The 21801-nt window shown below is 72.1% G+C and carries 15 protein-coding genes; 7 read left to right on the top strand and 8 right to left on the bottom strand.

Annotated elements, in window-relative coordinates:
* Positions 1-660 precede the first annotated feature (660 nt).
* A complete protein-coding gene (locus tag ACFWGZ_RS13490; protein ID WP_382451777.1) occupies positions 661-2127 on the bottom strand; it encodes an aromatic amino acid ammonia-lyase in 1467 nt (488 codons plus the stop codon).
* A gap of 30 nt (positions 2128-2157) precedes the next feature.
* Here ACFWGZ_RS13490 and ACFWGZ_RS13485 point away from each other — a divergent pair, with 30 nt between their 5' ends.
* Together ACFWGZ_RS13485 and ACFWGZ_RS13480 are read left to right on the top strand one after the other, a co-directional pair.
* Positions 2158-5133, top strand: a complete 2976-nt coding sequence (locus ACFWGZ_RS13485) for a DEAD/DEAH box helicase (RefSeq protein ID WP_382451776.1) — start codon at positions 2158-2160, stop codon at positions 5131-5133.
* Positions 5126-5977 carry an SWIM zinc finger family protein gene (locus ACFWGZ_RS13480; RefSeq protein ID WP_382451775.1) on the top strand — a complete coding sequence of 284 codons (852 nt, stop codon included), beginning with the start codon at positions 5126-5128 and terminating at the stop codon, positions 5975-5977. The genes ACFWGZ_RS13485 and ACFWGZ_RS13480 overlap by 8 nt, the downstream gene beginning before the upstream one ends.
* Here ACFWGZ_RS13480 and ACFWGZ_RS13475 read toward each other — a convergent pair whose 3' ends face one another.
* The 4 genes from ACFWGZ_RS13475 to ACFWGZ_RS13460 form a co-directional block, all read right to left on the bottom strand.
* The gene (locus tag ACFWGZ_RS13475; RefSeq protein ID WP_382451774.1) at positions 5978-8158 is read right to left on the bottom strand and encodes an esterase-like activity of phytase family protein; all 2181 of its coding nucleotides are present in this window, start codon (positions 8156-8158) and stop codon (positions 5978-5980) included.
* Between the two features lie 1175 nt (positions 8159-9333).
* The gene (locus tag ACFWGZ_RS13470; RefSeq protein ID WP_382451773.1) at positions 9334-9606 is read right to left on the bottom strand and encodes a GlsB/YeaQ/YmgE family stress response membrane protein; all 273 of its coding nucleotides are present in this window, start codon (positions 9604-9606) and stop codon (positions 9334-9336) included.
* Between the two features lie 69 nt (positions 9607-9675).
* Entirely contained in the window at positions 9676-10158 is a 483-nt protein-coding gene (locus ACFWGZ_RS13465; protein WP_382451772.1) for a hypothetical protein, read from the bottom strand.
* A 75-nt stretch (positions 10159-10233) separates the two neighbouring features.
* Entirely contained in the window at positions 10234-11298 is a 1065-nt protein-coding gene (locus tag ACFWGZ_RS13460) for a DUF2786 domain-containing protein (RefSeq protein WP_382451771.1), read from the bottom strand.
* A gap of 62 nt (positions 11299-11360) precedes the next feature.
* Between ACFWGZ_RS13460 and folP the strand changes: the two genes are divergently transcribed.
* The 5 genes from folP to ACFWGZ_RS13435 all read left to right on the top strand — a co-directional run bounded on the left by folP (position 11361) and on the right by ACFWGZ_RS13435 (position 15258).
* Positions 11361-12185: a dihydropteroate synthase gene (gene folP / locus ACFWGZ_RS13455; RefSeq protein ID WP_382451770.1), complete on the top strand. Its 825-nt coding sequence runs from the start codon at positions 11361-11363 to the stop codon at positions 12183-12185.
* A 14-nt stretch (positions 12186-12199) separates the two neighbouring features.
* Positions 12200-13138: a hypothetical protein gene (locus ACFWGZ_RS13450; RefSeq protein ID WP_382451769.1), complete on the top strand. Its 939-nt coding sequence runs from the start codon at positions 12200-12202 to the stop codon at positions 13136-13138.
* 48 nt (positions 13139-13186) lie between these two features.
* Complete coding sequence (locus tag ACFWGZ_RS13445) at positions 13187-13471, top strand: hypothetical protein (RefSeq protein WP_382451768.1); 285 nt, start codon at positions 13187-13189, stop codon at positions 13469-13471.
* Positions 13472-13597: 126 nt separating this feature from the next.
* A complete protein-coding gene (locus tag ACFWGZ_RS13440) occupies positions 13598-14752 on the top strand; it encodes an exonuclease domain-containing protein (RefSeq protein WP_382451767.1) in 1155 nt (384 codons plus the stop codon).
* Positions 14749-15258: a hypothetical protein gene (locus tag ACFWGZ_RS13435; RefSeq protein WP_382451766.1), complete on the top strand. Its 510-nt coding sequence runs from the start codon at positions 14749-14751 to the stop codon at positions 15256-15258. The genes ACFWGZ_RS13440 and ACFWGZ_RS13435 overlap by 4 nt, the downstream gene beginning before the upstream one ends.
* Here ACFWGZ_RS13435 and ACFWGZ_RS13430 read toward each other — a convergent pair.
* Genes ACFWGZ_RS13430 through ACFWGZ_RS13420 form a run of 3 tightly spaced genes read right to left on the bottom strand, consistent with a single transcriptional unit; the run spans position 15255 to position 21491 of the window.
* Entirely contained in the window at positions 15255-19028 is a 3774-nt protein-coding gene (locus ACFWGZ_RS13430) for an SbcC/MukB-like Walker B domain-containing protein (protein ID WP_382451765.1), read from the bottom strand. The two genes, ACFWGZ_RS13435 and ACFWGZ_RS13430, sit on opposite strands and share 4 nt — an antisense overlap.
* Positions 19021-20100, bottom strand: coding sequence for a TIGR02678 family protein (locus tag ACFWGZ_RS13425; RefSeq protein WP_382451764.1), 1080 nt, complete (start codon positions 20098-20100; stop codon positions 19021-19023). Before ACFWGZ_RS13425 ends, ACFWGZ_RS13430 begins: the two co-directional genes overlap by 8 nt.
* Positions 20097-21491, bottom strand: a complete 1395-nt coding sequence (locus ACFWGZ_RS13420; protein WP_382451763.1) for a TIGR02677 family protein — start codon at positions 21489-21491, stop codon at positions 20097-20099. The genes ACFWGZ_RS13425 and ACFWGZ_RS13420 overlap by 4 nt, the downstream gene beginning before the upstream one ends.
* Positions 21492-21801: the final 310 nt, after the last annotated feature.

The raw sequence follows: 21801 nt of genomic DNA, 5'->3' as shown, positions 1-21801 counted from the left end.
AGCCCGCCCTGACCCCCAGCCCGCTCCGACCCCGAACCGCCCCGACCCAGGTTCGCCCGCCGCCACGACTGCCCGCGGTGGCGCCGCCGCCCCAGTCAGGCCCGCCACTCGCCTGATCCGCTACCGCCAGAACCTGACTTCGCCGCCCTTCCCAGCGCCCCTGTCCCGCTGGCCCTGCTCCCAACCGACCCCAGCCCAGCCAGCCTCCCCAGGCTCGCGTGCGGGACCCGTCGCCCCGGCCGCTCCCGCCCTGCTCAACATCTCGGCCTCACCCGGCCCCACCGCCAGCCGGCTAGTCCCGCCGCCAGCCCGCCCCGCCGCCAGTCAGCCCTTGCCCCCAGCCAGCTGGCCCAGCCGCCGCCAGCCCGCCGCCACCAGCCCGCTTCCGCAGCCCTGTTCCCTGCCAGCTTTGACCCGCCGGCCCTTCCCTCAGCCGCCCCCGCGAGCCCTGCCCCCGCGAGCCCTGCCCCCGCCAGCCCTGCCCCCGCCAGCCCTGCCCGCGTCAGCCCCGCCCTCCGTCAGCCTCGCCCTCATCAGGCTCCCGAGCCGGACCCGCCGCCCCCACCCGTCTCCCAACCGCTCAGCTCCCATCCGCATCCCACCGCCGCAACCACCCTCAACCGCCACCACCCACCCCCGGACCGAACCCGCCCACGGCCCTCAGCAGTGCGCGAAGTCGTCCAGCAGCCCCGAAGCCACCTCCACGTCCGGGCTCAGCTGCCGGTCCGCCATGTCCGGGTTCAGCTTCGCCTCCGCCGCCTCGAACGCCGCCCGCAGCGCCGGCGTCTCCGGCGCCACCCCGCGCAGCCGCAGCGCGCGCACCGCCGCCACCACCTCGCAGGCCAGCACCAGCCGGAACGCCCCCAGCGACCGCAGCGCCTGCGAGGCCGACTGGAAGGCGAAGCTCGAGTTCTCCTCCTGGCCGCGCGACACGACGGCGTTGCCGATGCTCGCCGGCTCGGCCAGGGTGCGGACCTCGGCGAGGGCGGAGTTGGCGCTGTACTCCAGGATCATCAAGCCCGAGCTGCCCGGCACGCCCTCGGCGAGGAACGGGCGCAGGCCCGTGAAGTTCGGTTCCACCAGGGTGGCCAGGCGGGCGGTCGACAGGTGGCCGGTGTGCAGCATCGACAGGCGCAGGCGGTCCAGGGCCTGGCCCAGGTAGGCGCTGTGGAACGCGCCGTGGTGGTACGCGGCGTCGTCGGACGGGCCGAAGTGGTCGGCGACGATCAGCGGGTTCTCGGCCGCGGCGTTGAACTCCACGTCCAGGACCCGGCCGAGGTCGGTGGCGGCGTCGACGGCCGGGCCGTGGATCTGCGGGAAGCAGCGGTAGCCGAACGGGTCCTGGATCCGCGCCGGCGCGCGGGAGGGCTCGGCCAGCAGGCGGCGCATCTCGGCGGCCACCGCGACCTGGCCGGGGTGGGGACGGCCCTGGTGGACGCGTTCGTCATAGGCCTCCACGGCGCCGTCCACCGCGAGGAACGACAGGGCGGCCACCACGTGCGTCGCCTTCAGCAGCTGGTGGGTGTCGCGCCAGGCCAGGCCCGCCATGCCGATGGTCAGGGCGTTGCTGCTGATCAACGCCAGCGCGTCGCCCGAGTCGAGCTCGATCGGGTCCGGGGTCTGCGTCGAGCCGAGCCAGTAGCGCTCGCCGAGCAGGGTGAGGCCCGTCTCGGCCAGCGCGGTCAGGTCGCCGGTGCCGATGGCGCCGTACTCGTGGACGCCGGGGTAGCAGCTGCTGTTCAGGGCGGCGAGCAGGGCGTCGGCGACGGCCGGGCGCACCCCCGCCCCGCCCGCGAGGAGCTGGTTCAGGCGCACGACCATCATGGCGCGCACCTGTTCCTCGGGGAGCATGCCGCCGAGGCCGCCCGCGTGGCTGCGCAGCAGGCGCAGGCCGTGCTCCGCCCACCCCTCGGTGCTGATGATCTGGTCGCGGTTCGCACCAACGCCGGTGGTGCGGCCGTAGACCTGCCGTCGCACCACGAGGCGCTGGCTGGCGTGCCACGACGCTTCGAGGCGTGCGAGTCCGTCGGCGTCCAAGGTCACGGGGGCGTGGTACCTCGCGACGCGCACCACGTCATCGGCGCCGAGGGACCGACCGTCCAGCACGACAGGGGAGTCTTCGACCATGACCCCAATGTGAGCACATAGGGTTCAGAGGTGCTCGTACTGCATGGCCTGTGCACGACCGATGGCGCCCTCGCGTTGTGGGCCGAGGATGCCAGGCTGCCCGCACGCACCGAGAGCACGCGTCGGGACGCACCGCACCCCTTCGCCGCGACGGCCGAGTCGCTGGCTGAAGCGCTTGGGGTGGAAAGCGTTGAGACGACCACACGGGCGTTGTTGCTGCCGTCGTTCTCGTCGGGGCCGATGGCGTCACCGGAACTCGTGCGCGACCCGTTGACGGCCGGACGCGCCCAGCGCGGCAAGGTGCAGCTGCGGCAGTGGCACGTGCCCGTGGTCCGTCTCGGCGGGACGGTCGACCGCGGCGCCGAGGTGCGGCTGAGCGACTCCGCCCGGTTCGTGTTCGACGTCGCGGGGTTCGCCGCCGACCTCGTCGACCGGGGGCGCGTGCTGCCGTCGGTCGCGCCGGACCAGGCCGTCGCGCGGTGGGTGCCGGTGCTGTCGGGAACGGACTCGGCGCGGTTCGCGGCGTTGCAGACCGCGATGCCCCCCGCGTGCCGCTGCGAAGAGGTCGCCGGCGACCCGGCCGAGCTCGTGCGCGCGGCGTTGACCACCGCCGTCGACGACCAGGTGCGCGGCAGGCTGGGCGGCACCCGGCTCGCGCCGGGACGACGGGGGCGCGGCACCACGGCCGAGGCGTGGCTCGCCGCGCTCACCGGGGAGCCGGCGTTCGACGCGGACCCGGTGGAGCTCTACGAACTGCGCGAGCAGCTCGACCGGTGGCGCGGCAGCGCGGGCAACGAGAGCCCGGTGCGCACGTGCTTCCGGCTGCGCTCGCCCGAGCAGCGCCAAGAGGACGAGTGGGCAGTCGAGTTCCTGCTGCAGGCCGTCGACGAGCCGAGCGTGCTGGTGCCCGCGCAGCAGGTGTGGTTCGCCGACGACGGCGTGCTGCGGCGCTGGATCCCCGCGCCGCAGGAACACCTGCTCGCCGATCTTGGGCGCGCGAGCAAGCTGCACCCCGACCTCGACGAGGCGTTGCGCGGGGCGCACCCGGCGGAGCTGGAGGTCGACGCTGAGGGCGCGTACCGGTTCCTCACCGCGGCGCCCGCGCTGGCGCAGGCGGGTTTCGGCGTGCTGCTGCCGTCGTGGTGGCGGCAGCGGACGAAGCTCGGGCTGAAGCTCACCACCAAGAGCCGCGGTACGGCCGGGACCGTCGCCAAGGAGAGCGAGATCGGCCTCAAGTCCATCGTGGACTACAGGTGGGAGCTCGCCCTCGGCGAGGACACGCTCACCGGCGCCGAGCTGGCCGAGCTCGCCAGGGCCAAGGTGCCGCTGGTGAAGGTGCGCGGCCAGTGGGTGCAGGTCGACCAGAAGCGCCTCGCCGCGGGGCTCGCGTTCCTCAAGCGCGGCGGCGGGCAGATGACCGCCGCCGAGGTGATGCTCCACAGCGGACTGACCGAGCAGGACGAGAGCCTGCCGCTGCCGCTGGTGGACGTCGAGGCGGACGGCTGGCTCGGCGACCTGCTCACCGGCCGGGCGGACGAGCAGCTCGAACCCGTCGAGCCGCCCGCGCACTTCGGCGCGCGGCTGCGCCCCTACCAGCAGCGCGGGCTCGCGTGGCTCGCGTTCCTCGACAGGATCGGGCTGGGCGCCTGCCTGGCCGACGACATGGGACTCGGCAAGACCGTGCAGCTGCTGGCCCTCGAAGCGCTGAACCGCGCGCACGGCAAGCGGCCGCCGACGTTGCTGATCTGCCCGATGTCGGTCGTCGGCAACTGGCAGCGCGAGGCCGCCCGCTTCACCCCGGAGCTCTCGGTGCACGTGCACCACGGCGCGGGCCGCCTCGACGGCGACGCGTTGCGCGAGGCCGTCGAGAGCCACGACCTCGTGCTCACCACGTACGCGCTGGCCGGCCGCGACGCCGACGCGCTCGGCGACCTCACCTGGGACCGCGTGGTGCTCGACGAGGCGCAGAACATCAAGAACAGCGCCACCCGCCAGTCCCAGGCCGTGCGGCAGCTCAAGGCGCGCCACCGCGTCGCGCTGACCGGCACGCCCGTCGAGAACCGCCTGGCCGAACTGTGGTCGATCATGGACTTCGCCAACCCCGGCGTGCTCGGCTCGATCAACACCTTCCGCGCCCGCTTCGCCGTGCCCGTCGAGCGCCACAACGACCAGGACGCCGCCGCCCGCCTGCGCAAGATCACGAACCCGTTCGTGCTGCGCCGCGTGAAGACCGACCCGCGCATCATCAGCGACCTGCCGGACAAGGTCGAGATGCGCCAGCTCTGCACCCTCACCACCGAGCAGGCCTCGCTCTACCAGGCCGTCGTGAACGACATGCTCGAGAAGATCGAGGAAGCGGAGGGCATCGGCCGCAAGGGCTTGGTGCTCGCGACGATGTCGAAGCTCAAGCAGGTCTGCAACCACCCCGCGCACTTCCTCGGCGACGGGTCGCGCGTCGCCGGCCGCTCCGGCAAGCTCGCACGGCTCGAGGAGGTGCTGGAGGAGGTGCTCGCCGAGGGCGACAAGGCGTTGTGCTTCACCCAGTTCACCGAGTTCGGCAGCATGCTCGTGCCCTACCTCGCGGCGCGCTTCGACACCGAGGTGCTGTTCCTGCACGGCGGCACGAACAAGGCCTCCCGCGACCGCATGGTCGAGCGCTTCCAGGACGCGAAGGGCCCGAAGCTCTTCCTGTTGTCGCTCAAGGCGGGCGGCACGGGCCTCAACCTCACGGCCGCCAGCCACGTGATCCACCTGGACCGCTGGTGGAACCCGGCCGTCGAGGACCAGGCGACCGACCGCGCGTTCCGCATCGGCCAGCGCCGCAACGTGCAGGTGCGCAAGTTCGTCTGCATCGGCACGCTGGAGGAGCGCATCGACACCATGATCGAGGAGAAGCGCGCACTGGCCCAACTGGTCGTCGGCGCGGGCGAGAACTGGCTGACCGACCTGTCCACCGCCCAGCTGCGCGACCTGCTGACGCTGTCCGGGGAGGCCGTCGGTGAGTGAGCACTGGTCCGGCGAACGTCCCCGCTACGGCAAGACCATCAAGGCGGACAACGGCATCAGGGCCGTGAGCAAGCGCGGCGACATCGGCGCCACCTGGTGGTCGCGCCGGTTCATCGAGGTGCTCGAGTCGTTCGGCATGGGCGGCCGCCTGACCCGCGGGCGCAACTACGCGCGCCAGGGCCAGGTGCTGTCGCTGTCGCTGTCCACCAGCATGGTGATCGCGCTGGTGCAGGGCTCGCGGCCGACCCCGTACAAGACGCGGATCGCGATCAAGTCGTTCACCACGCCAGAGTGGCAGCGCATCGAGCACGCCCTGGCGGGCCAGGCCCTCTACGCGGCCAAGCTGCTGGCCGGGGAGATGCCCGCCGACATCGAGACCCTGTTCGCCTCGCTGGGCCTGCGGCTCTTCCCGGCCACGCAGCGCGAGCTGACGATGGACTGCACCTGCCCGGACTGGGAGGTGCCGTGCAAGCACCTCGCCGCCGCCTGCTACCTGCTCGCCGAATCGTTCGACAACGACCCGTTCGAGATCCTCGCCTGGCGCGGCCGCGGCCGCGAGGACCTGCTCGACCGCCTCCGCGCGCTGCGCGGCACGGCCCGCGCCGCGGTGGCGCGCGAGGAGGCGCCACCGCTGACCCGGTGCCTGGACACGTTCTGGCAGAAGCAGACCGCGACGAGCCTCACCCTCGGCGACCCGACCGCGGTGGTGCGGGCGGACGCCGTGCTGGACCAGCTCGAGTCGGTACCGATCACCGTCGGACGCGAGGACCTCGCGTCGCTGCTGCGCCCGGCCTACCTCGCGCTGCCCGGCACGACCGGTGAGGACGGCGCCGCACCCGCCTGATCAGATCCGGCCGAGCCGCAGGAACACCGACTCGCCGGGGGCGTCGTCCACGCCGTCGTTGTCGACCACGCCGACCAGCCGCCGCACCGGCCAGGACCCGACCACGGCCAAGCCCTCCGGCTTGTCGTGCGCGGTGGCGCCGCCGGCCTTCAGCGCGGGCAGCAGGTCCTTCTCCAACGCTTTCGGCACCAGTGGCTTCACCGCGCCCGCGGGCACGGGCGTGGTGCGGCCGATGTCGACCCGGTAGACCTTCTTCGTCCTGGCCGCGTCGCCGCGCTGGTTGTCGCGCTCCAGCACGAGCAGGGTGCGGTCGTCCACCGCGGTGATCTCGGACAGGCCGGTCCACGCACCGGCCTGGGCCGCGTCGAGCGGATACGCCGCGAACGCCCACTCCCCGGTCGCCGGCGTGAACCGGGCCAGCGTGGCCTGCCCGGCGACGTCCGACTTCCACTCCCGCTGCACGGCGAGCCACACCTGCTCGGACCGGCCGCCGCCGACCGTCGTCACCCCCTCGAACCCGTTGCCGGTGGCCGTTTTCGCCACGGCCTCCGGCAGCGGGACCTCGCGCGTCACCGCGCCCGACGCGGCGACTTCGACGAGCAGGTTCGGCTTCTGCTTGCCGTCGCCCTCGACCGCGATCCAGTAACCGCCGCCACTGCGCGCGGCGATGCCCTCCCCGTCGTACCCGACGGGCGTGCCGCCCTTGGTCAGCGTCAGCTCCCCGCGGACCCTCGCCGGCGCGGCCACCGTGTCGATGGTCAGGACCTGGGTCGGGCGGTAGGCCGAGTCCGTCACCGCCACGACGTCGCGGGAGTTGCCGGGAACGCCCGACAGTCCCGACAGGGCACCGAACCCGATGCCGTCCGAGACGAGCGACGGCGTGCCTTCGTTGTGCGCCAACGACAACGCCAGCGGCTTGCGCGTCAGGCGGTACCCGCTGAGCGACGAGCGGATGCCGTCCTCGGCCGAGTCCTCCTCCGCGGACACCACGAGCGTGCCGGTCGCCGGGATGGGCAGCAGGCCCTCCGGCGCGACCCCGGTCGGCAGCGCCTGCAGGAAGCGCGGCTTGCGCGGGTCGTTCACGTCGTAGACCGCGACGAGGTTGGCGCGCTCCAGCCCGACGAACGCGTACCTGTCCCGCCCGAACGTCGCGACCGCCAGGCCTTCGGGCTCGACGCCCTTGTTGTCCGACCGGCCGTCCGGGTACTGGCCCTGCTCGAACGCGATCCGCTGCAGCTCGGTGCCCGAGGACCGCACGACTTCGCCGGTGTCGGCGTCGAAGATCGTCCAGGTGCGCGAACCTCCTTCGTAGTCACCCTCGTCGGCGGTGCCGAGCGTGTGGTCGTCGAGCCAGGCGACGGCGTCCGGCTCACGGGCGGCGGTGATCGTGCCGGTCGGCGAGATCCGTCCGTCGTCCTCGGTGTCGACACCGCTCACGGTGACCGTGCCGGCCGGGAAGTGCCGCACGAGCCGGCCCGACCGCAGGTCGACGATCGCGATGTGGTTGTTCTCCTGCAACGTGATGGCCACCTGGTTGCGGCCGTTGATGCTGACGTACTCGGGCTCCGGGTCGGTCGGCGCGACCTGGGCGATGCCGGTCAGCTCGACCTTCCGCAGCGTCCAGCCGGCAGGCCGGCCGACGAGGTCGACGATGGTGAGGAACCCCGCCGGCGCCTGCGGGATCACGCCTCCGTTGACGTCCTCGTCGCGCTCGTTCTCGATCGCGATGGCCGCGTACCGGCCGTCGCGGGAGATGTCGATCGAGTCGGGCTGCCCGCCCAGCTCGTGCGTCGCGATGATCGCCCGCTTCGCCAGGTCGACGACCGCCAGCACACCGGACGGCTCGGTGTACGACTTCGACGTGTTGACCGCGACCAGCGCCAGCCCACCGACGACGTCGACGGACGTCGGCTCACCGGGCATCGCCAGCACACCGTCGGGCGTGAGCTTCCCGCCCGCCTTGGCGAACCCGATGCGGCGCGCGGGCGAGTCGGTGTAGACGACCAGCTTGCCGTCCGCGGTGGCCGCGGCGATCTCGGCGGCCGTGTGCTCGGCTGCCGAGCCGGCGCGGAACACCGGCATCGTGTCGAAGCGCTGGAACCGCTCCGGCGCCGACGCCGAAGCCGGGGCGGCGCAGACGAGCAACGCCGCGGCCACCAGGCCTGTGCACAACCGGACCACTGGTCCTCCCTCATCGGCTCGGAGGCGCGCATTGTGTCCGACGCAGTGGGCCGCGGGGTGAACGTTCGCTGATCACTCGGGGTGGATTGCCTCCTGGGGGTGAGTGCGGTGCCGGGGGACGGGGTGCCGGCGGACGGGTGGTCTGCCGGGAGGTCGGATGCCTCGGGGGCGGGTGATGGGAGGGCGAGATCGGGTGTCGAAGGGGCGAGTTCCGGCGAGGGCGCGGTGCCGAAGGGGCGAGGGCGCGGTGCCGGAGGCGCGGGGAGTCGAAGGGCGGGGCCTGCCAGGAAGGTGGGCTGGTAGGGCGGTGGGGTGGCGGCGGCACAGGGGATCAGGAAAGCGGGTTGGCCGGGGCCGCGCGGGTGAAGGAGGCAGAAGGGCGGGTGCGGCTTTTCTGCGGTGTGGGTGGCGTGCCGCGGTGGCGGAGCCGGGTGGGGTGCACCGGTCAGCTGGGCGGTGGCTCGGTGATGGGTGCGGGTCGGAGCGGGGCTGGTAGGGCGGTGGGGACGGCAGCGCAGGGGGCCAGGAAAGCGTTGGGCGAGGCCGCGCGGGTGAGGGAGGCGGAGGGTCGGGGGTGGGGTGGCTTTCTGCGGTGTGGGTGGCGTGGCTCGGTGATGGCGCCGGGTGGGGTACACCGGTCGGCCGGGCTGTGACTCGGCGGCGGGTACGGGTCGGAGTGGGTGGCTCGGTGGCGGCGCCAGGCGAGGTGTGCCGGTCGGCCGGGCTGTAGCTCGGCAGCGGTGCCGGGCGAGGGTGCACCGATCAGCCGGGCTGTCACTCGGCGCCGGGTGCAGTTCAGGGCGGGTGGCTTGGTGACGGCGCCGGGTGGGGTGTGCCGGCCGGCCGGGCCGTGGCTCGGCGGCGGGTGCGGGGCGGAGCGGGCTGGTGCCTCGGTCACGGGTGTGTGGTGAGGCGGGGTGGCCGGGGTGCGGCTTGGCAGGCGGTGCGGTGGGGGAGCGGGGTGCCGCTCGGTGACGGGTGCTGGGTGGGTGGGCCGGCCGGGGCCGCGGTTCGGTGGCGGGGCGCGGTGTGAGGGGTGCTCGTGCGCGGCCTGCAGACCGGGTGGCGCGGGTGTGCCGGAAGCGTCGTGTGGCCGGAGGCGTCGTGGGGCAGCCGCCGGTGCCGGTCGGGTGGGGACGGGCGGTTGGGGGTCCGCCCGTCCCCGGCTCGTGGGGTCAGTGGTGGAGCTTGGCCTTGGAACGGGTGGTCAGGATGCTCACGCCGGCGCCCGCCAGGCCCACCTGCAGGGCCAGCTCGATCCAGTCGATGCCCGGTGTGTCCGCCACGCCGAGGACGGTGGCCGCGGCCGTGCCCAGCAGGGCCGCGGCGATGCCCACCAGGATCGTGGCCAGGAGCGAGATGTGTTGCCTGCCCGGGATCACCAGGCGGCCCAGGCCGCCGATGGCGGCGCCGAAGAGCAGGGCGGTGAAGAGGCCCTCGATTTCCACTGTGTACCCCCGGAGACTGCTGCGGTTGGTCGGTCACCCCAGGGTCCGCCGCGGGCAGGGGCCGGCGGATCAGGTCTTTCCCTGAGCCGACCCCGAGTTCAACCCCAGCAGGGTCGCGGCCTCCGCGGATAGTTCGCGGCCCGGGACGTCCGGGTCGCAGCCGACCTTCGCCACGCGGGCGCGGATGGCCGTGGTGGAGCGCTGCATGGTCACCGCCAGGGTTCTCACGAGGGCGGGGGCCGTGTCCTGCGTGGCGGTGAGCCAGGCGGTGCGGAGCTCGGCGTCGAGGGCTTCGGTCCAGGGCTGGTTGGCGTTGGCGTGGCGGGACGGGCGGGGGCGCAGGCGGGTCTGGGCGGCCAGGACGCGGGACACGAGCCTGCCCACCGCCGTGCCGCCCTCGACGGGCAGCCGCAGGCGGCCGTCCGCGACGACCTCGCCGGAGTCGAGCGACCCCAGCAGGTCCAGCACCAGGGACTCCTCGGAGTCCGTCGTCGCGCTCAGCCGGTAGTTGATCTCGCCGAGCTTCGTCTCGTTGAAGAAGGTGGATGTCATGGGGGTGACGTTAGGGAGGGGGTCTGACGGTTTTTCCGGGGTGAGCCCCCGGAAGGGCTCTGGGAGACCGGGAGTTCACTCGAAGGGGTGGGGGTGGCCCGAGGTGACCGAGCTGCGGCGCGTTCCGATGTCCGCCACGTCCGCCGCCGCGCGGCCGGCCCCCCAGCCCGCCGCCGAGCGCACCGTCACGCGGGAGGTGCGCGTGCGCGTGAACATCTGCTCGAACAGCGTGTCCACGGCCTGCTTGCGGTCCGCCAGCACCGGCAGCAGGCGTTCGTCGGGGATGTCCGCGGCCTCGGGCACGGGCTCCAGCCGCTCGCCGATCCGCGACGCGAAGGCCACCAGGAACGACTTGCGGAACGGCCGCGAGCGCGCCTCGCTGCCCTTGCCCGCACGGCCGCCGGCCGCCACCATCGCCCGCGTCGCCTGCACCAGCAACGATGTCGACAGCAGCTCGGTGCTCTCCAGGTCCACCTCGTCGCCCACCAGCGCCACGAACCCGAACCCGTCGTAGGCCACCGCGCGCGAGCGGAAGGCGGTCGCCACGACGTGCACCAGCTGCGACTTCTCCTTGAAGTAGCTCTTGTCGAGCCACAGCCGCCGCGAGGTCGCCTGCGCCGGCAGGTCCGCGTCGAGCACCGCCCGCTCCAGCGCGTGCCGGTTCATCAGCTCCTGCGCCTTGGCCGACAACGCCTCCGCCTCCTCCGGGAACGACGTCGACTCCGCCTTCGCGAGCAGCCCGCGCACCCGGTTGAGCACCTTCGGGTCGACGCCCGCGCGCACGGCCGACATCAGCGCGTCGCCCGGCAACGGCAGGATGTGCGGCAACGACGGCAACCGGCCGAGGAACTTCAGCAGGTCGTCCGCCGTGCGAGTGGCGTACGCCCGCGTCTCGATGTGACGGGTCGCCCACGCCTCCAGCAGCGGCCCCTCCCACCACACCGAGGCGCCGATCTCCTCGAGCTGCCGCCGCCAGCGCGGGTGCACCGTCGACTCCGGATGAGGCGAACAGGACAAAGCGATCACGTCCACCACAAGAGAGGTGGCCGACTCGTCGAGCGAACGCGACACCACCTCGCGGACGTCGTAGGGCAGCCACCCGCGCTGCCAGAGGCCGTCGACCGCTTTCACCAGTTCCACGCGAGGCAGTATGAGACGTCCGCCATGTGCACAGGCCGGGGACCACCTGGTAGACACGGGATGTGATCGAGCTCCAGTTCCGCGGCCGGACCGTCGTCCGCGACCGCGCGCTGGTGATGGCGATCATCAACCGCACCCCGGACTCGTTCTACGACAAGGGCGCCACCTACGCCGAGGACGTCGCGATGGAGGCCGTGCACCGCGTGGTCGACGAGGGCGCGGACATCGTCGACATCGGCGGGGTGAAGGCGGGTCCCGGCGAGCTGGTCGACCCCGAAGAAGAAGTGCGCCGCGTCGTGCCGTTCATCGCCCGTGTGCGCGACGCGTACCCGGACCTCGTCATCAGCAGCGACACGTGGCGCGCGGACGTGGGCCGGCTCGCCTGCGAGGCCGGTGCCGACCTCCTCAACGACACGTGGGCGGGCGCGGACCCCGAGCTGGCCGAGGTGGCCGCGGAGTACGGCGCCGGGTACGTCTGCTCGCACACGGGCGGCGTGCCACCCCGCACGCGCCCGCACCGGGTCAGCTACCCGGACCTGGTGCAGGACGTCGTCGCGGAGACGACGACACGCGCCGAGAAGGTGGTCGCGCTCGGTGTGCCGCGCAAGAGCGTGCTGATCGACCCCACACACGACTTCGGCAAGAACACATGGCACAGCCTCGCGCTGGTGCGGCACACGGACGCCTTGGTGGCGACCGGCTGGCCCGTGCTGATGGCTCTGTCCAACAAGGACTTCGTCGGGGAGACCCTCGGCGTTGAACTGCACGAGCGCGTCGAGGGAACCCTCGTCGCGACTGCGATCGCGGCGTTGGCGGGCGCCGCGGTCTTCCGCGCGCACGAAGTGGCGCGCACCAGACGAGTACTCGAGTCCGTCGCTCGACTGTGAGCTGGAGGTATCAGGTGGACGACGTCTTCGCCCGGTTTTCGGACGACCGGTGGGACGACTTCCTCGACGAACTCGACAAGATCCGCGTGAGCGTGGTGGATCCGGCGGAACGGCAGCAGATCAAGGTCACCGCGCGCCGCGACGCCCGGGAGGCGGCCGGGCAGCCGCTGCTCGTGCGGATGGCCCTCGCGGACCACTACCTGAACCTGCTCGCCATCGGCGTGTGGGCGGGCGACGAGAGCTGGCGCGCCGATCTGCGCGACCTGGTCGTCACTCTCGTGCCCGAGGAGGACGAGTCGCACGACGACGCGCTGGTGAGCTCCGTCATCGCCGTGGTCCTCGCACAGCTGCTGCAGGACGCACGGCTGCGCGGCGGTTCCGAGGCCGACCTCATCGCACGGTCGGCGTGGGAGAAGGCCCAGGAGTGGTCGGCCTACGCCGAGGACCGGATCGTCGAACGGCTGCTCTACCACTCCACTGAGGCCGGTGCGCGCGTCGTCACGGCGTCGGAGGTCCAGGAGGTCGTCGAACTGGCCACGGCCGCCGCGGACGACCAGCACGCCGAGACCCTCGCCGCACTGGAGGCGGAGGGCCTCTCGGCGGAGGTCATGAACGGCGTGTGGGTCGTGGACGGCGACTTCCGCAACCCCGTGCGTGCGGCCGCGCGCGCCATCACGCTCACGGGCTACGGGTGCGTCCTCGCGCGCAACATCCGGTCGTCTGCCGTGATGCTGTGGCACGAGAACACGCTCGCCATGGCGGACTCGAAGGTGCCGCGCTGGCGCGTGTACCCGATCCTCGCGCCCGTCACGCCGCAGTCGAAGTTCTCGGGTGGCGAGGGCCTGCCGTTCACCCGCGAGACGCACCCGCTGGCACCCGCGCCGGAGGTCGTGCGCCGGTTGGCGGAGGCCGTGGGTGTCAACCTGTCCCATCTGCTGGCGGCGTTGCGGTGAAAGAGTGATCTTTGGGTTCCGGCAACCTCGACTCGTTATCTTGGTGACATGCCCAGATTCGCCGAGTTCGATGTGGAAGGCCTGCGAAAATCGAGCGCCGTGGCCGACTTCCCCTGGTCGGAGACGTGGGTCACGTTGATCCGCGTCGACTCCAAGGGAGTCGTCCGGCAAGCGAAGTCGTTGACGGAGAAGGCCTCGCTGCTGACCGTCGCGTCGGACAAGGACCTCGTCATCGCGTCCTGCCCGGAGATCTACGCGGTCGACGACCTGTCGGCGGCCCGCGCCGCCGTCAAGGCCTCGGTCGCGCGCGAGATGATGCCCAGCCTCGGATGACACCCTCCACTCGGGCTCAGCGGCGAGCACGAGTTCCGGGACCCGCCCGTCCCGGGCACTAGTCCCAACGGATGACGTCGGCGCCGGCGGATAACGGAAGCCACGGGCCCGGACGACAGCCCCGGCATGGGCAACGGGTACGCGGTCGTCGACGTCGAGACCACCGGACTTTCACCTGGTCACCACCACCGCGTGATCGAGGTCGCCGTCGTGCACGTCGACGGCTCCGGTCGCCGGACCGACGAGTGGTGCACGCTCGTCAACCCGCGCCGCGACCTCGGCGCTCAGCGCGTGCACGGCATCAGCGCCGCGGAGGTCCGCCGCGCCCCCGACTTCGCCGGCATCGCGGGCGAGCTCGCCGCCCGGCTGTCGGGCCGGGTGCTCGTCGCGCACAACCTCTCGTTCGACCTGCGGTTCCTGCGGGCGGAGTTCGCCCGGCTGGGCCACGAGCTCGCCGCCGGGTCCGGACTGTGCACGATGGAGCTGTCGGGCCGGTTCCTGGGCGCTTCGTCCCGTTCGCTCGCCGCGTGCTGCGAGGTGGCCGACGTGCCGATGGGCACGGCGCACTCGGCACTGCACGACGCGCGCGCGTCCGCAGGTCTGCTCGTGCGGTGTCTTGACCGCGTGGGCCACGTCGAGCCCGTGCGTCTGGAAGTGCCGCGCACTGCGAACACCTATGCCGTGCAACGAGGCAACGCGCACGGGTCCGAACAGCACTTCCTCGCCAAGCTCGTGCACCTGCTGCCGCGCGCGGAGAGCTCGTCCGGCGACGAATACCTCGACGTGCTGGACCGGGCGCTGGTGGACCGCCACCTCTCGGCGGAGGAGCAGCAGGAGCTGCTCGACGTCGCGCGGGCCGTCGGCCTGGGCCTGCCCGAGGTGGTGGAGCTGCACCGCGGCTACCTCGCCGCACTGGCCGACGCCGCCTGGGAGGACGGCCGGGTGACCGCCGACGAGGAGGCCGACCTGCGGCTGGTCGCGTCCCTGCTGGGCGTGGACGTGGCGGAGGTCCTGCGGCGCGAGCCGGTCCGGTTGTCGCTGGGAGACCTCGTCGTGTTCACCGGCGAGATGCGCGAGCCGCGGGACGTGTGGGAGAGCAGGGCGCTGTCGGCGGGGCTCGCGGTGAAGGGCGGCGTCACGAAGCGGACCGCGCTGGTGATCGCGGCGGACCCGGACTCGTTGTCGGGCAAGGCGGACAAGGCGCGCACGTACGGCATCCCGATCGTGTCGGAGGACCTGTTCGCCGGGCTGCTCGGCGAGCTCGCGGGAGGCGCGCGGTGAACGAGGTGAAACGGGTGGCCGAGCTGCTCCAGGAGCGCAACCGCGTCGACTCCGCGCTGTCGGCGTGCATCCGGCGGCCGGCGCTGACCGGGCACCTCGGCGACTGGATCGCGGCGCAGATCTTCGGGATCGAGCTGGAGCAGGGCGCCAAGGGCGTGGACGGCAGGCTGGCCGACGGCAGGACCGTGAACGTCCGGTGGAACCTCAAGCGCGACAACCTGCTGGACCTGCGCGACGGCGGTCCGGACGTCTACCTGGTGCTCAGCGGCCCCAAGGCGCTCGCCGGCAGCTCGCGCGGCGCGACGAGACCGATGGTCATCGACGCCGTGTACCTGTTCGACGCCGCCGCCGTCGTGGCCGAGCTGCGCACGCGGGGGCGCAAGGTCGGCGTCGCGTCGAGCGTGCGCGAAGAGGTGTGGGAGGCCGCGGAGGTGTATCCGCGGCACAACCCGTCGTTCGCGCTCACCGGGGAACAGCGGGAGTTCCTGGCGCTGTTCGCGAGCTAGTCGTCGGCCTGGAGGCTGTGGCCGTCCCACGTGAAGCGGACCGTCGTCACCGCGTCGTCGCCGTCGGTGCCCGTGGTCAGCTGGTGGATCGCGATGCCGGTCAGCTCCTGGTAGTCGCACCACTCGTGGTCCGAGGTGAGCACCAGGTCGAGGTCGAAGTCGACCAGGAGCTCCAGCAGCTGACCGCGGTTGGTGGCGTCCACGCCCACGAACACCTCGTCCAGCAGGATCAGGCGGGGTGCCGTGGGAGTGGCGTGGTAGTGAGCTGCTGCTGCGGCGAAGAGGGGGAGGTGCAGCACGATGGCCTTCTCTCCGCCGGATAGGGCGCCGTGGACGCGTTTGGTCACCGGCACCCAGCCCTCGCCGCGGTCGACCTTCACCACGAACTGGTGCCACGTCGTGTAGTCGAGCACCTGCGCCAGTTGTTGTTCCCAGCCCGTGGCGGTGTCGTGCGCGCGTGCCTCTTCCACGCGCTCACGGAAGAACTGGTGCAGCAGTGCGCGTTGCGCCGCGTCGAGGTCCGTGCGCAGCAACAGGTCGCGTGCTTCCCTGGTGCCCGGCGGCAGCTGGGGGTCCACCTGCCAGTCGAGCTGCACGCGGATGCCCGAAGCGGTCTGCACGCGCGCCAGGCGGTGGTTCATGATGCCGACGAGCTCGGCGGCGCCCTGGATCCGTTGGGCGAGATGCCTTCTGGTGTCGCCCGTGAGGGTCTGGTCGAACAGGTCGCGTTCGGCGTCGGTGATGTGCGTGCGCACGCGGTCGCGTTCGGCTTCCAGAGCTTCGAGCAACTCGCGTGCGCCCATGCGCGCGCCGTCCAGCGATGCGGTCAGCACCGTGACGTCGTCGTCGGGGTCCAGCGACAGGCCGATCCGGCCCGCCAGTTGCTGCTGGGCGTCGTGCACGGCCACGCCCAGCCGCGACTCGGAGTCGCGGATCAGGCGCGGGTCGACCGGACCGTCCGGCACCTCGCCGGCGTCCGAGGGCAGGTGCGCCGACGTGAGGTGGCGATAGCGGGCGTCGGCCACCTCGAACGCGATGGTGGCCTCTGCGGCGCGTGCGTTGTCGTTCTTGCGCTTCTCCTCCAACGTGCCGAGGGTGCGCGCAAGGCCGGTTTGCTTGTCCTGCAGCAGTTCGCGTTCTTCGGCCAGCGCCAGCGCCTTGGTGCGCAACGTGATGAGCTGCTGGTCCAGGGCGTGGAACTCGGAGCCCGCGGAGCGTTCGACGGTCTCCAGCGTGATGGCCAGATCGGCGGCTTCCTGCTGACGTGCCGCGGCGGTCTCCTCGGCCTCGTCGGCCAGAGAGCTGCTCACGGACGCACGGCTGCCCGCATCCACCGAAAGCGCTTCGGCGGCCAGCGCGTCATGGCGGTCATCCAGCCAACGGTGACCCACAGCCCGGAACGCCACCACGGCGTCCATGTCGGGCACGTCGGTGACGCTGAGGGCGGAGAACGCCGCCTCGGCGTCCGCCACCCGCCGGGACGCGGCGGCCACGGCGTCCTTGCGCGCCGCACAGCGCAGCTGTGCCTTCGTGCGCTGCTCTTCCGCGATCTCGATCGGGTCCGTCGAGGGCTGCCGGGCCAGCTCGCCCGCCAGCGTCGCGCGGCGCACGGCGATCTGCGACAGCGCGGCGTCCACACCGGACAGGTCGGTCGCCAGCTGCTCGATCAGGCCGGTCAGCTCGGCGATCCGGCCGGCGCGGGCGCGTTGGCGCGCGACCTCGCCGATGTAGGTGGGCACTTCCTTGACCCAGCGGCCGTGGGTGTTGCCCACGCGCCACGTGCCGTCCGCACCGACCGCCGCCACGTGCCCGGTGGCCGTCGCGCCGAACGCGATGCCCTCGAGGAACTGGTAGCAGCGCTCGTCCTCGGTGACGAGCACCTCCAGCAGCGAGGTGCCGGGAGCGGGACCCGCGAGCAGCGGTTCGGCGAAGCGGTCCTGGTCGGACAGGCCGAACGAGTTGCCCGGCGTGAGCCAGGCGTCCAGCAGCCCCGACGCCTCCAAAGCGGCCTCGACGGCGGCGCAGACGTCCGGTGGCGTGCCTTGGCGGAAGTTGACCAGACGCCACAGAGGGGCCCCTGCGGCGAACGTGCGGTAGTCGGCGTCACGTGTGTACGGCGCCGGTGGCGGCACGTCGACCTGGTTTGCGAGCTTCTCGCGGATGGAGCGGTACTGCGAGAGCTGACCGTTCAACGCCGTGCGCGTCTCGTGGAGCCGTGCCTCGATGGCGCTGAACTCCTCGCGGGCGAGCGCCGCGGCCTCGACGATCTCGCCGTGCTCGGACACCTGCAGCTCGGAGCAGCCACGCGCCCACGTGTCGAAGTCCGCGCCGAACTTCGCGGACGCCTGTTCGAACGTGTACTGCGCCGCGATCTCGGCGTCGGTGGCGAGGTCTAGCTCCTCGCGGGTCTCCTCGAGCCGTCGGCGTGCTGCATCCCGTGCGTCGACAGCTCTCTCGTGCGCGGACACGGCGGTCAAGAGCGAACTGATCTCGACTGCACGAGAGTCCGCCGCCGCCGTGAGCAGTTCACGGCTCGCACGCGCGTCCGTGCCCGCGTCGATCTCTTCGAACACCGACGGCATGCCTGCGGCTTCCGCGGCCGCACGGGCTTCCGCTGCTGAGCGGCGCAGGTCGTCCGCACGGGCAGCAGCGTCGGCCTTCGTCTGCGACGCGTGTTCTTCGTCCGCCACGGCACGAGCGCGCAGCTTCGCGGCGTGCGAGGCGGCCTCCGAGGCGCGCAGGGTGGCCGCGGAGAGCTGCTGCCGCAACAGGTCGAGCTGCTTGCCCTCCTGGTAGGCGGGCAGGTCGGAGATGCCGGAGATCTCCGCGTCGACCGCGCTCGACTCCCGGCCCAGGGCCGCGAGCTGCTCGAAGGCCTCGTCCGTCAGCGTGACCTGGCGCTGGAACCGCCGTTCGCTCATCCGCGCGGCCCGCGTCGCGTCCTCGAGGTTCTCCGACGCGGTCGACAGCGTGAACGCCGCCGCGCCCAGCACGCGTTGCGCGTAGACGCGCTGCACGTCCGCGAGCTTGCCGGCGGTGACGATCTCCTCGTCGAGCCGGCGCAGGTCCTCGCGCTGCCGGTCGAGCCGTTCGAACCCCTCGGCGATCTCGGTCAGGTCGGACTGGTCGAGAGGGGGGAGAGCCTTGGACAGCAACGACGACAGCACGCCCGGGTCGAGCCGTTCGGACAGCTTCGGCGTGCGCAGCTGCAACAGCGCGGTGATCAGCGAGTCGTAGCGCTGCTCGGTCACGCCGGGGAACAACGTCGTCCGCACCGTGTGCCGGTAGTCGGCCGGTGAAGCGTGCACGACACCACGGTCGCCCATCGCCTCGGCGAGGTCTGTCTTCGTCAACGGGCGCCCGGCCTCGTTCACCAGGTTCAGGTCGCCGATCCGCATCGACGTCGTGAAGTACGCCGCCATGACGTTGGACGTGTTCATGGTGGCCTGCAGCCGCGCGCCGCAGGTGAACCACTCGTCCTCGCCCTGCTGGAACTCCAGCCACACGTACCCGACGCGCGTGCTGCCCTGGTTGCCCTCGCCCATGAGGTTCCAGTGCATCGTGCGGTCCGCGCTGCCGAACGTCGACAGCCGGTGCGGGCGCAGGTTCGCGTCGAACAGGTACGGCAGCAGCAGTTCGAGCGCCTTCGACTTGCCCGTGCCGTTGGGGCCTCTGAGCAGCAGTCTGCCCTGGTAGAACGAGAAGATCTCGTCGTAGTAGCGCCAGACGTTGATGATCCCGGCGCGGCTGGGTTGCCACCGGTCAGTCATTGAGCTCCTCGACCGCGTACCTGGCTGCCGCGGGCAGCCTGCGAACGGTGCCGTTCTCGGTGCGCGCGAGCCCGAAAGCCTCGAGCAGCGCGAGCCCGTCCGCCGCCAGCCTGCCCGCACCGCCGTCCGACTGGTAGGCCTTGGCCCAGGTGCGGAACTTGGTGAGCAGCTCGCGTGCTTCTTCGACCAGATCTTCGAACCGTGCGGGACCTTCTGCCAACCGGTCGAGCAACAACAACGCCGCGACTTTCGCGCTGCTGTCGTCGTCCGGAAATCTTGTGTCGGTGGCGATCGCGTCGGCGTCGACCACGAGAAAACCCTCGGCGCGTTCCTCCAGCGTGCACCCGGCGAGCCCGACGCCCGTCTGGACGACCTTGCGCCCGGCGGGTGAGGTGAGGAACGCCAGCTGGCTCGCGGTCAGGTCTTCCCGGTAGACCACGGGATCGTCGATCAGCCGGCGCATCACGGAGTGGCGCTGCCAGAGGCTGCGGTGCGCGGTCTCGTACCGCGACTCGTGGGTGAGGCCCGCGACGTCGTCCACCGCCGACGGCGGGTTCGGCGCGGCGAGCAGCCGGGTGATCAGCATCGGGTCGGCCCGCACCTGCACCTCGTCGCTCTCCAGCGCACCGTGCTCCTCGAGGAACGTCAGCACGTCGGCCAGCGCGGTCCGGTCGCTGCGCCGGTCCAGGTCGAACGACGGCAGCCCCTCGGCCGCGGCCGCCTGCTTCACGTGCGTGGTCAGCGCGTCCACCGTCGTCGTCGGAGTGGTCAGCAGCTCCGCACACACCAGGCACAGCAACGTGTACCGACGCCGGTCGAACAGCGGACGCGTGCGGTCGGGCCGTTGCGTCGTCTTGAACAAACGCGCGTATCCGGCCCGTGGCTCGACATGCACGCGCCAGCCGCAGTAGTAGTCGAACCACTTCACGATCGGATCGCGGCGCCTGCGGATGAGGTCGAAACCGTCGTGGTCGTACACGGCCGTGAGCAGCGGACGCGCGAGAAGCAGCCGCACGCCCCGTGCGACCTCTTCGCTCTCCAGCCGCGCGAGCTGGTTCCCGGTCCGGCTCATCGGCTCTGCACGTCGATCACGTAGTCGGGCCCGCTCAGCGTGCCCTTCTGGGTGGTGATGGTCGCCCAGCCGCGGGCGTTGCGGAGGTTGATCTGCATCCTGCCGTCCGTGGTGCCGGCCGTGCGCGTGCCGGTGCTGTCCGGGTCGCTGCCGAGCGCCCTGCCGACGAGGTCGATCAGCCGGTGGAACGTGTCGTGGTCGAGGCTCGTGAGCGTGGAGATCCGCACGGCGCCGTCGGTCTGGATCTGCGACCACGCGTGCTCGAGCTCCCGGCGTTCCCGCTCGGCCTGCTCGCGGCGGTTGCGGCGGACCTCCTCGACGTTGCGGACCTTGCCGGTGCTGCCGATGTGCTCCTGCTTGCCGGTCGCGCGCAGCTGCGGCGACACGGGCACCGGCGGCGTGTTGTGCCACGGCTCGCCGCTGGGCAACAGCTCGCCGTCGGCGTGCGCGAGGTGCGCGTGCCGCGCGGGCCACAACCCGAACGCCGCGTTGAACAGCTCGTGCGCCTCGGCCTCGGTCCCGGTCCGCGCGAACCACCGGGCGAGCGCGCGGAAGTCGGCCGCGGTGTTCGTCGGCCGCTTGCGCTGCTCGCTGATCCGGTCGAGGACCCGCAACAGCTGCACGATCGCCTTGCGTGCCACGTCCTGCAGCTCGTCGGCCCTGGCGAACCAGTCGCGCAGGCCCTTCCAGCTCGCCGCGCGCTGCTGCAGCCACAGCTCGTCGTCCTGGTAGAGCCCGGCGCCGTTGCGCGCACGTTCGTGCACCCTGGCCGCGTCGACGCCGTCGATCTTGTCGCGGAGCTGCTGCTTGCGCGCGTCGAGGTCGCCGATGAAGTCGCGCAGGTAGGTGATCGTGGTGCGCTTGACGTCCTGGAACGTGGCGAGGTCGGCCTGGTCGTCCTTGAGCAGCCGCTGCAGGTCCGCGTTGAACCGCGTGGTGTTGGTCTTCAACGCCTCGAGGTGCCCCTCGAGCTCCATCAGCGCCGTGAACACCCGCCGGTCGTCGTGCGCGATCCGCAGGTCGTCGAGACGTTCCGCGATCGCGTCGAGGACGGCGGTCTGCAACGCCCCGCTGCTCGTGAGGGTCTCCAGGGCGTGCTGCACACCCGCGTGCGCCGCCTCGCCGAGCTTGGTGAGCCCGTACCGCTGCTGCGCCGAGTCCAGCAGCCCCCACTGACGCAGCGCAGTCAGCGACGCCGTCAGCTCGTCGTCCGTCACCTGCTCGGACCAGCCGGTCTCCCGGAGCCGTTGCTGCACGTCGTCGAGTGTGAGGGCGGTCTCCAGGCGCTCGTTCGCCACCCCGAACGCGCGCAGCACGGCCGTGTGCAGCTCCGCGTGCTCGGCCGTGGTGAAGCGGAACAGGTCCGCGGGCACCGGGGGGAACGTCGTCACCTGTGTCACCGTAGCTGGTGTCCGTACGTCCTTAGAGTGACACCGGTTCCGCCATCAGGACGCGACCGGCTGGGGAGGTCCAGCCGCTCCGCGCCGATGCTCAAGTACGACCTGGACTCCTTCACGACCTGTACCGAGATCCAGCGGAAGGTGCCTGATCCACCGCCGTCCCCGCCGCCCGAGGTCTTCAAGACCGCGACGAGGTTCGTGAGCACCTGCGAGTTCACGGCCTCGACGGGCACCGGACCGTTCGTCAAGGTTTTCACTGCGGTCCAACCGCAATGACCGACACTCGGAGACAGGCAGGCCT

This window comes from Lentzea sp. NPDC060358 (assembly GCF_042725365.1).
GTDB lineage: Bacteria > Actinomycetota > Actinomycetes > Mycobacteriales > Pseudonocardiaceae > Lentzea.
The sequence above is the reverse complement of the archived record's forward strand: the minus strand, read 5'-3'. Positions and strand labels throughout refer to the sequence as shown.